This is a genomic window from Desulfococcus sp. (assembly GCF_050178255.1).
GTDB classification, from domain to species: Bacteria; Desulfobacterota; Desulfobacteria; order Desulfobacterales; family Desulfococcaceae; genus Desulfococcus; species Desulfococcus multivorans.
Map to the genome: position 1 here is coordinate 22933 of NZ_JBFXGG010000031.1, position 12854 is coordinate 35786.

Below are 12854 nucleotides of genomic sequence, written 5' to 3' on the forward strand. Positions count from 1 at the left end.
CATTATGACAGCACAAGAACAGCCACCTCATATCAACGTGGACTATTTTGAAGATTTGACCGGAGATATTGCGGAATCCGGGCAGAGTGGGATCGACGAAATCGGGAAACGTCTGAAATCTCTCAGAGAGGAGAAAGGACTATCCCTCGAGGAACTCTCCGGGAGAACAGGGTACGACGCAGAGTTTCTGGCCAAGATTGAACGCCAGGAAATCTATCCTCAGCTGGGGACGGTCATCAAGCTTTCCAAATCACTGGATGCGGCTTTCGGACAGGTTCTGGCCGGCAAGGGCGACAAACCCTATTCCATTACGCGTCGCCGGGACCAGAGAACAGTGGCCCGTTCCACATCCCACAAAGGGCAGAAAAATATCTACACCTACAAGGGGCTGGCGCCCGAGGTCAAGGGACGGAACATGGAACCGCTGATTGTCCATCTTCAGCCGGCGCCGGAAAAAGAGCTCTCCCAGCACGACGGAGAGGAGTTTATCTATGTTCTCAAGGGAAGTGTAGTGCTGGAGATCGGAGAGGACCATTTCGAACTGGAGCCGGGGGATAGTGTGTATTACCTGTCGACTATTCCCCACTGGATCGCGGCAAAGGATGACGGCGCTACGATTCTGGCCGTCATCTACGACAAATAAAACCTGAAAGGGGCGACCTCCGGGGTGCCGCACGGTCCTGCCGCCCCTGCCTTCCTTTGCCGGAATACGGCAGGGAATATCCGATTTTGGAACCCGGAGTGAAAGGGAGGCGCGCATGCCGGTCACGGCAGTCGACAAGAAAATGCTGTATTATGATCGAAGCGACAGTGAGACGGGTCCGGCCCTTATCCTGGTTCACGGCTCCGGCGGGGATCACACCCATTGGCCGGAAGGGTTGCGGCATCATCGGGGGATTCGGGTCTATACACCGGATCTGCCCGGTCATGGGCGATCATCCGGCGTTGGATGCACAAGCGTCGAGGCTTATGCCGATGTTATCGATCGGTTTGCCCGAAGCCTCGGGATCGAAAAAGCGGCGGTAGCCGGCCACTCTCTGGGCGGTGCCGTCGCCTTGACATTGGCGATTCGAAAACCCGGATGGCTTAACGGCGCCATCCTTGTGGGCACCGGAGCCCGCTTGCGGGTTCTCCCGAAGATTATAGACGGATTTGAGAACGCTTTCGAGGAAACCATAGACATGATCTGTCGCCAGTCCATTGGGCCTCGGGCGTCGGCATCCCTGAAAGCGGCGCTTCAACATCAGATGCTGCACAACGAACCTGATGTGATTTCAGGCGATTATCTCGCATGCGATCACTTTGACGTCATGGACGACATCGGGAATATCGACTGTCCCGCACTGGTGATATCCGCCACTGACGACCGGATGACACCGGTCAAGTATGGGCAATATCTATCCCGGCATATTCCAGGGGCGACATTCGCCCTCATCGAGGGCGCCGGACACATGATGGCCGTCGAAAAGCCAGAGGCCCTCATCGCCGAGGTGGTCAGATTCCTGGGAATACCGTCCGAAAAGTGATCTGCCTTTCAATTAGAACCTTCGATTCCGAAGGATTTTTCAGACCGATATGACATTCGACCAAGGGGGCATAATGGGCAAATTGTTATGGACACCATCCGAGCAGCAGGTTCAAGATTCCAATATGTATCGATTCATGACCGGCGTAAACCGGAAATACGGCACAAACCTCACCAGCTATCCGGAGCTTTGGCAATGGTCCGTGGATCATATCCCGAAATTCTGGGCGGAGATGTGGGACTACGCCAAGGTTATCGCCTCCCGGTCGTATGATGAGGTGATCGACGACGTCACCCGGATGCCTGGGGCTCGATGGTTCTCCGGCGCACGCCTCAATTTTGCCGAAAATCTTCTCCGATACCGGGACGACAGGCCGGCCATCCTCTTTCGGGGGGAAGATCAGGTGAGACGACGGCTGACTTACGCCGAGCTTTACCGGGAGGTGGCCGGGACGGCGGCATCCCTGCGGGCCATGGGACTCAAGCCGGGAGACCGGGTCGTGGGGTTCATGCCCAATATGCCCGAGAGCATTATCGCCATGCTGGCGGCCACGAGTTTGGGCGCCACCTGGTCGTCCTGCTCCCCGGACTTCGGCATCAAGGGCGTGTTGGATCGTTTCGGTCAAATCAAGCCGCGGGTGCTCTTTACAGCCGACGGATATTTTTTCAAGGGTAAAAGAATTGACAGCCTCGACCGTATTCACGAGATTTTGAAGCAGATCGGGACGGTGGAGAAGGTCGTCGTCATACCCTACACAGTAGATGCCCCGGACATCAGCGCGTTGCCGAATGCCGTGTTGTTCAATGACTTCCGGACCGATACGGCAAACGACATCGAATTTGAGCAACTCCCTTTCGATCATCCTCTCTACATTATGTATTCGTCCGGAACCACCGGGCTGCCAAAGTGTATGGTCCAGGGAGCGGGCGGCATTCTCCTGCAGCAGATGAAGGAGCACCTGCTTCACACCAACCTTCGCCGCGAGGATCGTATCTTCTATTTCACCACCTGCGGCTGGATGATGTGGAACTGGCTTACCTGCGCGCTTTCCGTAGGCGCCACGCTGCTGCTGTACGACGGCAACCCCTTCCATCCCGGACCGGAGGCCTTGTGGCAGATGGCGGAAGAGGAAAAAATGACGGTTTTCGGCACCAGCGCGGGCTATATCGCCGCTTTGATGAATACGGGACTGATTCCCCGCGAGCAATTTGACCTGACTGCTCTGAGGGCGCTTCTCTCGACGGGGTCACCCCTTTCCATAGAGGGATTCGACTTTGTCTACCAGGCAATCAAACCGGATCTTCAGCTGGCTTCCATCTCCGGCGGCACCGACATCAACGGCTGTTTCGCCCTGGGCAATCCCATGGGGCCGGTATATGCAGGCGAGCTTCAATGCCGGGGGCTCGGCATGAAGGTCGAGGCGTTCGACGAGAAGGGGCAGCCGGTTATCGGTCGGCAGGGTGAACTGGTTTGCACCGCGCCCGCCCCTTCGATGCCCATTTATTTCTGGGACGACCCGGACGGGAAAAAATACCGGGACGCCTATTTCGACGTCTATCCGAACGTATGGCGGCACGGTGATTATATCGAGATCAACGAGCGCGGGGGCGTGACCATCTACGGTCGTTCCGACGCGACTCTCAACCCCGGCGGGGTCCGCATCGGCACCGCTGAGATCTATCGGCAGGTAGAGATGCTCGATGAGATCGAAGACAGCCTGGTAGTCGGCCAGGAATGGAAAAACGATGTTCGGGTCATCCTTTTCGTCAAAATGATGCCGGGTTACGAGCTGACTGATGATCTCAAGAAGAAAATCCGCGACACCATCCGCACCAATGCCTCTCCGCGTCATGTCCCTGCCAAGATCGTGCCGGTGCCCGATGTGCCCTACACGCTCAACATGAAAAAGGTGGAACTCGCCGTCAAGAAAACCATCCAGGGCCAGGTTGTTTTGAATAAAGACGCCCTCAAAAACCCCGAAATTCTCGATTTCTATGCCGACATCAAGGAACTCCGGGAGGATTGAGCCCCTCGCGGGAATTTCTTCGACGTTGCTTGAGGTGAGTGTTCGGTTTTTGAAACGAAGGGTCTGTGTGACCTGTCGGCACTTCCCGGTAGTGCGGAGGGATCCGTACCACCGGGAGGCCGATCCGCCGGTTATGGGATTCCCTATCCTGATCGGTTTTCGGGAATGGGTTGAACCCAGGCGTTTCTGGCGCCGTCGTAAAACCATTTATCGGGGAACCCTCGCCGCCGGATGAAGCTCGGGCTTTTGGCCCACGCCAGAAGGGCTTCATAAGCCTGGTGAATCCGAATGAAGGATCGCGCATCTCCGCCGTGGTCCGGGTGATGGCGCATGACCTGTCTGCGATAGGCCTGTTTGATGATCTCCCGACATTCAGGTCGGGTCAGGTCGGCTTCATCCAGTTTTAGATGGACCAGGGCATTGCCTTTCAAGGTCGGGATATGAAGCTCCAGAGGAGAAACCGATCGCGGGGACCCATGGCTGCCGTTGCATCGGGCCAGGACATGGCGTGAGGCCAGGTATTTTTTTCGGGTACGTTCGTGTTCGGTCCACCATGCCTTGCCGAGGATGTCACCAAGATCGCTGTAGTCCTCTGCCGGGGCCCGGTTTGCGGATCGGGGATAGATGAAAGAGAAGATCCTTCGTTCACCGTAGGGCATCAGGTCCATGACGATCACGGCGTCGGTGAAATAGAAGGTGGCATATCGAGTGTTCAACGCCCGGAGGAGACCGGTGCGTTGATCCAGTTTTCGTCGCAGCAGCTGCCGACAGGCAATGGAGCAGTAGCGCCGACGGGACATGTTTTCAGATGTTCCGCAGGAAAGACAGCGGTTCCTGCGGGTTTCTTGTTTTTTGACGGGAAGATGTCGGGCTGCGGCATTCATATTGCAAAGTATATCAGCATTCAGCACGGAGATGAAGTGAGAAATCGCATCCCGCCCAGGGTACGGTCCGCCGGTGTCGCTCAGGGCACCGGGATAGTGGATGCCTCGAGGGGCGGACGACGGGTCGACCTCAAGCATCTCAATTTTCTAAAATTGTCTTGACAACTTTACCAATATATGGGATCGGTAGTTAAAATTTTCTCTGAAAAACCTTAAGTGGCAGCTGAAAAAATGAGCGAATCGTGCTGAACCCAAACGCCCCCAAGCCCCTTTACCACCAACTCGCAGAGATTCTTCTGGCCAAAATCAGGGCGGGTGAATATCCGCCGGGGTCTCGTATCCCATCGGAGCTGATGCTGGCTGAAATTTATGGAATCGGGCGTCCCACCGTCCGACAGGCCGTCGAAGTGCTGGTCAGGAAAGGTCTTCTTTCCAGAAAGCGGGGGGCCGGCACTTTTGTTCAAGCGCGGAAGGCGGCGATCGATCTCTTTTCTCTTGACGGGACTACCGCTTCCTTTCGTAAAGAGGGTCTTTCCACGACGACCCGCATCATCGAGACGATCCAGCTCAAAACAGTTTCCGAAAATCCGGAAAATCCGTTTGGCGGCAAGTCGGCCTATGTCTTTCAGCGGCTCGTGGAGGTCGAAAAGATCCCGGTGCTTCTTGAAGATCTCTACCTTCATCCGACGCTCTTCGCAGGAGTGGACCGTTTCGATCTCGTAAACGGCTCCCTGTCGGAGATCGCCGATGAATACTACTACATGCGGCCCGAGAGCGCCCGACAGCATTTCAGGATCGGTTATCTGGAGGATGACAGGACTGTCCTGCTGGGCGTTGGGAAGGTTACGCCGTTGCTCGTCGTTAACCGATTTCTCAATTTTCCGCAGGCGGACAACGCCGTCTATTCGGAGCTGTTCTGCCGAACCGACCGATATGTTTTTTCTCAGACCCTAGGAGGACTGTCCCATGAATAACCGCGGATATTATCATCAGTTCGGCGGCGCCTATCTGCCCGAGATCCTGACGGCCACCTTTGACGAGCTCGAACGGACTTTCCGGGAAGCGAAGAACGATCCGGCCTTCTGGCAGTCCTACGCCTCGCTGATGAGCAGCTATTCCTGCCGCCCCACGCCGCTGACCTACTGCGAAAACCTCACTCGCCATTTCGGGGGCGCCAGGATTTATATCAAGCGGGAGGATCTCAATCATACCGGGGCGCACAAGGCCAACAACGTCATGGGCCAGGGGCTGCTCGTCCGCCGCATGGGGAAGCAGCGGGTCATCGCGGAGACCGGGGCCGGACAGCACGGTGTGGCCACGGCCACCATGGCCGCTAGATTCGGCTTCGAGTGCACCATTTACATGGGGGAGGTCGACGTGGAGCGGCAGCGCCCCAACGTCTTCTGGATGGAGCGGTTGGGCGCCAGGGTTCAGCCCGTTACCAACGGTACGCGCATCCTCAAGGACGCCATCAATGAAGCCTTTCGGGATTGGGTCTCGAACATGGACACGACCCATTATGTGCTGGGAACGGCCTGCGGCCCCCATCCGTTTCCGGAGATGGTGGCCTATTTTCAGTCCATCATCGGACGGGAGGCCCGCGAGCAGATTCTGGAGGCCGAAGGGCGGTTGCCCAGGCGGGTCTATGCCTGCGTCGGCGGCGGATCCAATGCTTTGGGAATCTTCAGCGGTTTCATGGACGATCCGGTGGAACTCGTGGGCGTGGAAGCCGGGGGCGAAGGCCTCCAATCGGGACGGCATGCCGCCCGTCTCTGTTCACCGGACGCCGGCATCGGGGTGGCTCAGGGTTACCGCACCTATTTCCTGCAGAACGCGGACGGTCAGATGAAGGAGACCCACAGCATCGCGGCCGGCTTAGACTATGTGGGCGTCTCTCCCATCCTTTCCGATCTGAAGGAAACCGGTCGGGCCCGGTTTGCGGCTGCGACGGACCGGGAGGTCGTCGACGCCCTTGCCCTCACCGTCAGGAAGGAGGGGCTCATTCCGGCCCTGGAGTCCGCCCATGCCTTTGTACAGGCCTTCAAGGAAGCCCCGGCGCTTTCCCGGGATGACAGCATTATCATTAACCAATCCGGTCGGGGCGACAAGGATATCTTTACGGTGGCAGACGCTTTCGACGATCCCGGATGGAAGGCGTTTATCATCAGAAAGGCGGAACAATACCATGCTTGAAGGCTATATTCATGATCAGCTGAAACAGCGGGATATTCTGCTGATGACCCATATCGTCATGGGGTATCCCTCCTTTGAAGCTTCTCTTGAGATCGTGGCGGCCATGGTCGATGCGGGTGTCGATCTCATGGAACTTCAGATTCCCTTTTCAGAACCCATCGCCGACGGACCGGTAATTCTGGCGGCAAATCAGCGTGCTCTGGAGCGAGGGGCCACCGTGGCGAAATGTATCGATTTCGCGCGGGATGCCGCCGCGCGATTCGACATTCCGTTTCTGTTCATGAGCTACTACAATATCCTGTATCGCTATGGGGTTGCCCGGTTTGTGGACATGATGGCGGATAGCCGGATTCAGGGGGCCATCGTGCCCGATCTGCCGCCGGAGGAGGGGGGCGATTATATAGCGGCCATGGCAGGCCGCAACCTGGATCCCATCCATATCTATGCCCCGACGACCCCTCTGGAACGGATGAAGCGCATTGCAGACGTCTCCCGGGGATTCATATACTGCGTGGCCCGGAAGGGAGTGACCGGCGCGGAAACCGATTTTTCGACAGATCTGGAATACTATCTTGCCCGGTGTCGTCAGGCCACCCAACTGCCGCTGGCTGTGGGCTTCGGCGTAAAAAGCCGGGCGGATATCGACTTTCTCAGGGGCAAAGCCGACATCGCCGTGGTGGGCTCCGAGACCATACGGTTGATGGATCGGGAAGGAACAGGCGCTGTGGCCGCCTTCATTCGGACCTTGAGATGATTCATGCCGGCATATTGGGGGCATATCGGCTTGACTTCACGGGCAGATGCGCTACTTTATCGTCATCTGGAAGACGGACCGGCCGATAAAAGGCCGGTTAAAATAGAAAGGGATGTATTATGATGCTTGAACTGCATGGCATCGCCATCGGCCCCGAAGAGATTCACGAATCCTTCATGCGCTGTTCAGGGCCCGGCGGTCAGAACGTCAACAAGGTCAATTCCGGAGTTCAGCTGCGTTTCAACGTTCAGGACTGCGCTTCTCTGCCCGAGGATGTCCGCAGCCGTCTGATTCGAATTGCCGGAAATCGCATGAACAAGGCTGGGGAGATCGTGCTGACGGTCCAGAAGCACCGCAGCCAGTTCGGCAACCGCCAAGAGGCGTTTTTCCGGCTGGAGGAGATGATCGGAGAGGCGCTCAAGGAACCTGTCTCCAGAAAAGCCACCCGTGTGCCTCGGGGCGCGAGACAGCGTCGCCTCGATAACAAAAGGCACCGAAGCCGTGTCAAACGGCTGAGAGGGAGTGTCGCTCAACGAACGGGGCCGGCGGAAGCTGGTCCCGTTCTGTTTTAGGCTTCAGCTTAGTCCGTGAGAAATTTGAGGCCTTTGCGTATTTCGTGAAACTCGCTTTCGGAGATTTGCTCCCACGGCTGTGATGGGAAGAACTGAAGGAGAGCGTTCACAGCCGGTGAAAATACCTTCCCTGATTTCAGAACCGGCTTTTTGAGACGATATTTGAATGACCCGCCCAGATCAATCACCAGATCGATGATATCGTTATTCTCGTGCAACTCCACAATCATGAAGGGGCGAATCATGCCTTTGCCCATGATCTGCCGACGGCCCCTCGGGCCGGTGGAGACCTCGATGTAAGCCTTCTCGATGGCGGCGGCCTGTTGGTCCGGGGTCATCAGAAAAGCGTCCAGCACAATGTATTCGCCATTCCCAAAAGGCACCCACTCTGTCGTCATATGATCGACTTCCTTCCGTCTTGTCAGGTATCAGTGCTTCCGCGGCATGAAAAAAACAGCCGGTACAGGCTTGTTTATGGCATTACGACCTGATGATGAAAAGAAAAATCTTCACTTTCCGGAAGCTGAAGATCTAACATAACGACATCAATGAAAAGTTGCAAGTCTCGTTCATGGATTTCACGATCCTTGACGATTTAAGGGACGGCATGGTAACGGTCCATGATACATCGGATATCTCTCCATGGCGCGTACCGTGGAAATACCGATAACTGCCTACCTCAATACAGGAACGGGATATGGACATCATCACACACCGGAAGATCAATCAAACCCTGTGCGGCCGACCCTTGACGGTTGAAAAAGGCAACAGCCGCGTAGCGTTGTCGACCACCGAAGCGATGGTTGCAGATGACTCAGGGCTTGTTCATGGCGGTTTTGTTTTTGGATTGGCGGATTATGCGGCCATGATCGCCGTCAACCACCCCAACGTCGTTCTCGGCAGCGCCGACGTCAGATTTCTCAAACCGGTTCGGGCGGGAGAGACAGTCACCGCCGAAGCTTCGGTGATCGAGGAAAGCGGGAAAAAGCGTGTCGTTCGCGTCACTGCTTCGTCAGGGAGTGTCCGAGTCTTCGAGGGAGAAATGGTTTGCTTTGTTCTGGATCGGCATGTCCTGGCATAATGTAAGACCGCCTTCGCATTGAAGATTCGATGCGGCTCGTCTTACCTCCCGGCCAGTGGGGTTCGGGAAGGAGATCGGTTCATCTTATTCCCGTGCGCCGCGCATGTTGTGGCGCTTCTGGGCCGAGAGCACTGCCTTCCGCATGCGCAGGGACAGCGGCGTCACCTCGACCAACTCGTCTTCCCGGATAAAATTGATCGCCTGTTCCAGCGTCATCGGCTTGATGGGCGAGAGAATGACATTGTCGTCTTTTCCCGATGCCCGCATGTTGGTCAGTTTTTTTTCTTTGCAGGGATTGACGTTGATGTCCTGTGCTCGGTTGTGCTCTCCGACGATCATGCCCTCGTAGACCGGTTGGCCGGGTTCGATGAAAAGGCGGCCCCGGGGTTCCAGGTTGAAAAGGGCATAGGCAACGGCGGTTCCGGTTCGATCGGCGACGATGGACCCCGTGAACCGGCTGGGACATTCCCCCCGGAATTCGCCGTATCCGTCGAACAGCGAGTTCATGATGCCGGTTCCCCGGGTGTCGGTGAGAAATTCGTCCCGATACCCGATGAGGGTCCGGGTCGGCACGGAAAACTCCATTCTGACGCGGCCCTTGCCGTTGTTGACCATGTTCGTCATCTTTCCTTTGCGCAGGGATAGTTTTTCGGTGACCACCCCCAGGAATCGCTCTTCGCAGTCCACCATCAACCGTTCCAGAGGTTCCATCTTGATGCCGTTTTCATGATGAAAGATAGCCTCCGGACGACCCACACAAAATTCGTATCCCTCCCGGCGCATCGTTTCGATGAGAATAGCCAACTGAAACTCCCCACGTCCCTTGACCAGAATGCTGTCCCGGTCGCCCACCTCCTCCACCTGAATCGCGACGTTGCGAAGGGTCTCCTTCTGCAGACGCTCGCGGATACGGCTGGACTGGACATACTTGCCTTCCTTCCCGCCAAAAGGGGAATTGTTGATGGTGAACTTCATGGAGACCGTCGGTTCGTCCACCCGGATCCGCGGCAATGCCTTCGGGTTTTCGCGGTTGCAGATGGTGTCGCCGATCTTGACGTCTTCGATGCCGGCCAGAACGGCGATGTCCCCGGGTTGCACGTCGTCTACGTCCACCAGTTTCATCCCTTCGTAGACCTGGAGCTTGGAGACCTTGAGCGGCATGCTTCGGCCGTTTTCAGCGATGCAGACGAGGTTGTCCCGGGAATGGGCGGTGCCGTTGAAGATCTTTCCTACTGCCAGTCGGCCCATATAATCGGAGTACCCGAGATCCGAAACGAGCATCTGGAACGGCGCCATGGGGTCGTGGGTCGGCCCGGGAATCTCCTCGATGATGGTGTCGAGGAGGGCGTGGAGGTTGTCGGCGCGGGCGTCCGGCGAGGTCATGGCGACCCCGTCCCGACCAACGGCGTAAAGCAGGGGGAATTCAAGCTGCTCGTCGGTGGCGTCCAGATCGATCAGCAGGTCATAGATCTCATCCAGGACCTCGTCGGGGCGGGCATCCTGACGATCGATCTTATTGATGACCACGACAATTTTAAGGTTGGCCTCAAGGGCCTTTTTGAGGACGAAGCGGGTTTGGGGCAGGGGACCTTCGGAGGCGTCGACCAGGAGAATTGCCCCGTCGGCCATGGAGAGCGCACGTTCCACCTCTCCGCCGAAATCGGCATGACCCGGCGTGTCGATGATGTTGATGCGGGTGTTTTTCCACACCACTGAACAGTTTTTAGCCGCAATGGTAATGCCGCGTTCCCGCTCCAGATCCATGGTATCCATGAGACGTTCATCAACGGCTTGGTTGGCCCGGAACAGGCCGCTCTGGTGAAACATGGCGTCCACCAGAGTGGTTTTCCCGTGGTCGACATGAGCAATGATGGCGATGTTTCTCAGCCGATCGTTTCTCAGCATCTTTGACATAATGGTTATTCTCCGTGGTGATATAGGATCGCGCCGACAAGACGCAATTAATAACCATAATCATCATGGAGTCGATGACAAGCCCGATACGACGTCGAACACTCACATTCTCAGGTCATGATCCATTATAATGGGTTATTCCGTCATTTGGTAGACATGAACATCCCGCTGGGGATATGGAATACCGATGCCTTCGGCGTCGAAGCGCTCCTTGACGGCGCGAGTGATATCCCAGTAGACCGTCCAGTAATCCCCGGTTCTGACCCAGGGACGGCAGATGAAATTGACCGACGAATCCGCCAATTCATGAACCTTGATGACGTAGGCGGGATTTTTGAGCACCAGGTTATGACCGTCGACGATATCCTCCAGAACCTTCTGGGCCTTTGCGATATCATCGTCGTATCCGATCCCGAAAACGAGATCCACCCGCCGGGTGGCGTTCCCGGTGACGTTGGTGATGACATCCCCCCATATCTGGCCGTTGGGGACGATCAGACTCTGGTTGTCCGGGGTCTTGATCGTGGTCGACACCAGGTTCATGGAATCGACGGTACCGGTGACGCCGCCGGCCGTCACGAAGTTGCCGATGTCATAGGGTCGGTAAAGCAGAATCATGAAGCCTGCGGCGAAATTGGAAAGGGTGTTCTGAAGGGCGAAGCCAACGACGAAACCGATAACCCCGAGGCCGGCCAGAAGCGGTCCGATATTGACCTCGAGCATGGAGAGAGCGATGATCAAACCGAGAATGAAAACGACCTTCTGGGTTGTGTTGACGATAAAGTCCTTGAGCAGTGCCGATAGACTGGCTCTGGTGAGGGATTTTCGGGCCATGGCGCCGACGATGTTGGCGATAATCATGAAAGCGAGGAGGATGAGGATGAATTTGACGATGTTGAATATCCACCGGATGCCGCCTTCCTTGGAGGTCAACCATCCACGAACGGCCGACCAGCTCGAGAGGGCGTCATCACTGCTGATGTCGATGCCTGAAACAGCCTTGACATATTTTTCATAGGTCGCGACATCGCCGCCTTTGGCGTTCAGTTCCCGGAGTACGGCGTTAAATCGGTCGATTAAAGCGGTGCGCTCCTCCCGAAGTCGGGTCAGTTGATCGAGGATCTTCTGCTTTTCCTCGCCTTCAACGGTTTTGCTCTGGATCTGCAATCTGCTGATCTCCGTGACCTTATCCTTCACGAGCCTTTGCCAGGCGTCGACTTCCACGGCGAGTTCCGATTGGGTCAGGGGTGTCAGGAGGATCTTCAGGTCCGGGACGGAAATTTTGATGTTGACGGTGGTGGTCGGAACCGATGCCGGCTCCTTGGATAAGGCCGCTGGGGCGGTGATACTCATCGCTGCAGTCATCAGAATCAGAACGATAAGGCCGAAAGACTTTCTTGACATCGAGAGGCTCCTTTATACTGGGAATTGGATTGATGGCATAATGCTATGCTGTTGCGTCGCTTTTGTGCGATCGCTTGAAAAAAAAGCGGCCTGCTTCTTGAAGAAGCAGGCCGCTTCCGTAATCGATCGATCTAAGTAAAACGATCTAGGTAAAAGAGGGCGCTATTTGGCTTGCTCGACGGCTTCCGTCAGCTCGGGAAGGAATTCGAGGATGTCGGCCACGATGCCCACGTCGGCCACCTGAAAGATGGGAGCCTTGGGATTCTTGTTGATGGCGACGATGAAAGGGGCGCCCTTGATGCCGCCCATGTGCTGGAACGAGCCGCTGATGCCGCAGGCCAGATAGACCTTGGGGCTGACGGTCTGGCCGGAGGTGCCGACCTGACGGGATTTTTCCAGCCATTTGGCGTCCACGATGGGACGGGAGCAGGAGACGTCGGCCCCCATGGCCCTGGCCAGATCGTTCACGATTTCCAGGTTGTCCTGATCCTCGATCCCGC

The 12854-nt window shown here is 56.4% G+C and carries 13 protein-coding genes; 8 read left to right on the forward strand and 5 right to left on the reverse strand.

Annotated features, from left to right (window positions below; genetic code table 11):
• The first annotated feature begins 4 nt into the window (after positions 1-4).
• The 3 genes from AB7S84_RS08230 to AB7S84_RS08240 all read left to right on the forward strand — a co-directional run bounded on the left by AB7S84_RS08230 (position 5) and on the right by AB7S84_RS08240 (position 3552).
• On the forward strand, positions 5-643 hold the full coding sequence (locus AB7S84_RS08230; RefSeq protein ID WP_020878003.1) for a helix-turn-helix domain-containing protein: 639 nt from the start codon (positions 5-7) through the stop codon (positions 641-643).
• A gap of 115 nt (positions 644-758) precedes the next feature.
• Positions 759-1526, forward strand: a complete 768-nt coding sequence (locus AB7S84_RS08235) for an alpha/beta fold hydrolase (protein WP_428153862.1) — start codon at positions 759-761, stop codon at positions 1524-1526.
• A gap of 73 nt (positions 1527-1599) precedes the next feature.
• Complete coding sequence (locus AB7S84_RS08240) at positions 1600-3552, forward strand: acetoacetate--CoA ligase (protein ID WP_020878005.1); 1953 nt, start codon at positions 1600-1602, stop codon at positions 3550-3552.
• Between the two features lie 143 nt (positions 3553-3695).
• Here the strand turns inward: AB7S84_RS08240 and AB7S84_RS08245 are convergent, their stop codons facing one another.
• Positions 3696-4574, reverse strand: a complete 879-nt coding sequence (locus tag AB7S84_RS08245) for a J domain-containing protein (protein ID WP_020878006.1) — start codon at positions 4572-4574, stop codon at positions 3696-3698.
• A 104-nt stretch (positions 4575-4678) separates the two neighbouring features.
• Here AB7S84_RS08245 and AB7S84_RS08250 point away from each other — a divergent pair, with 104 nt between their 5' ends.
• The 4 genes from AB7S84_RS08250 to arfB all read left to right on the forward strand — a co-directional run bounded on the left by AB7S84_RS08250 (position 4679) and on the right by arfB (position 7955).
• Complete coding sequence (locus AB7S84_RS08250) at positions 4679-5410, forward strand: GntR family transcriptional regulator (protein WP_020878007.1); 732 nt, start codon at positions 4679-4681, stop codon at positions 5408-5410.
• Positions 5403-6629: a tryptophan synthase subunit beta gene (gene trpB, locus AB7S84_RS08255; protein ID WP_020878008.1), complete on the forward strand. Its 1227-nt coding sequence runs from the start codon at positions 5403-5405 to the stop codon at positions 6627-6629. The genes AB7S84_RS08250 and trpB overlap by 8 nt, the downstream gene beginning before the upstream one ends.
• A complete protein-coding gene (gene trpA / locus AB7S84_RS08260; RefSeq protein ID WP_020878009.1) occupies positions 6622-7383 on the forward strand; it encodes a tryptophan synthase subunit alpha in 762 nt (253 codons plus the stop codon). Before trpB ends, trpA begins: the two co-directional genes overlap by 8 nt.
• A gap of 119 nt (positions 7384-7502) precedes the next feature.
• Positions 7503-7955, forward strand: coding sequence for an alternative ribosome rescue aminoacyl-tRNA hydrolase ArfB (gene arfB, locus AB7S84_RS08265; protein WP_020878010.1), 453 nt, complete (start codon positions 7503-7505; stop codon positions 7953-7955).
• An 8-nt stretch (positions 7956-7963) separates the two neighbouring features.
• On the opposite strand, the gene AB7S84_RS08270 is transcribed toward arfB, so the two are convergent.
• Positions 7964-8353 (reverse strand): hypothetical protein, encoded by a 390-nt coding sequence (locus AB7S84_RS08270; protein WP_020878011.1) that lies wholly within the window; start codon positions 8351-8353, stop codon positions 7964-7966.
• 299 nt (positions 8354-8652) lie between these two features.
• Between AB7S84_RS08270 and AB7S84_RS08275 the strand changes: the two genes are divergently transcribed.
• Positions 8653-9036: a thioesterase, FlK family gene (locus AB7S84_RS08275; RefSeq protein ID WP_020878012.1), complete on the forward strand. Its 384-nt coding sequence runs from the start codon at positions 8653-8655 to the stop codon at positions 9034-9036.
• An 84-nt stretch (positions 9037-9120) separates the two neighbouring features.
• Here the strand turns inward: AB7S84_RS08275 and typA are convergent, their stop codons facing one another.
• The 3 genes from typA to AB7S84_RS08290 form a co-directional block, all read right to left on the reverse strand.
• Positions 9121-10950, reverse strand: a complete 1830-nt coding sequence (typA, locus tag AB7S84_RS08280; protein WP_020878013.1) for a translational GTPase TypA — start codon at positions 10948-10950, stop codon at positions 9121-9123.
• A gap of 135 nt (positions 10951-11085) precedes the next feature.
• Positions 11086-12354 (reverse strand): mechanosensitive ion channel family protein, encoded by a 1269-nt coding sequence (locus tag AB7S84_RS08285; RefSeq protein WP_428153870.1) that lies wholly within the window; start codon positions 12352-12354, stop codon positions 11086-11088.
• Between the two features lie 162 nt (positions 12355-12516).
• On the reverse strand, positions 12517-12854 hold a 338-nt coding region (locus tag AB7S84_RS08290), incomplete at its 5' end, for an electron transfer flavoprotein subunit alpha/FixB family protein (protein WP_428153873.1).

Coding starts and splice junctions, on each gene's coding strand:
- AB7S84_RS08275 (WP_020878012.1), top strand. CDS start 8,653: ATGGACATCATCACACACCGGAAGATCAATCAAACCCTGTGCGGCCGA.
- AB7S84_RS08270 (WP_020878011.1), bottom strand. CDS start 8,353: ATGACGACAGAGTGGGTGCCTTTTGGGAATGGCGAATACATTGTGCTG.
- typA (WP_020878013.1), bottom strand. CDS start 10,950: ATGTCAAAGATGCTGAGAAACGATCGGCTGAGAAACATCGCCATCATT.
- AB7S84_RS08230 (WP_020878003.1), top strand. CDS start 5: ATGACAGCACAAGAACAGCCACCTCATATCAACGTGGACTATTTTGAA.
- AB7S84_RS08235 (WP_428153862.1), top strand. CDS start 759: ATGCCGGTCACGGCAGTCGACAAGAAAATGCTGTATTATGATCGAAGC.
- arfB (WP_020878010.1), top strand. CDS start 7,503: ATGATGCTTGAACTGCATGGCATCGCCATCGGCCCCGAAGAGATTCAC.
- trpA (WP_020878009.1), top strand. CDS start 6,622: ATGCTTGAAGGCTATATTCATGATCAGCTGAAACAGCGGGATATTCTG.
- AB7S84_RS08245 (WP_020878006.1), bottom strand. CDS start 4,574: ATGCTTGAGGTCGACCCGTCGTCCGCCCCTCGAGGCATCCACTATCCC.
- AB7S84_RS08240 (WP_020878005.1), top strand. CDS start 1,600: ATGGGCAAATTGTTATGGACACCATCCGAGCAGCAGGTTCAAGATTCC.
- trpB (WP_020878008.1), top strand. CDS start 5,403: ATGAATAACCGCGGATATTATCATCAGTTCGGCGGCGCCTATCTGCCC.
- AB7S84_RS08285 (WP_428153870.1), bottom strand. CDS start 12,354: ATGTCAAGAAAGTCTTTCGGCCTTATCGTTCTGATTCTGATGACTGCA.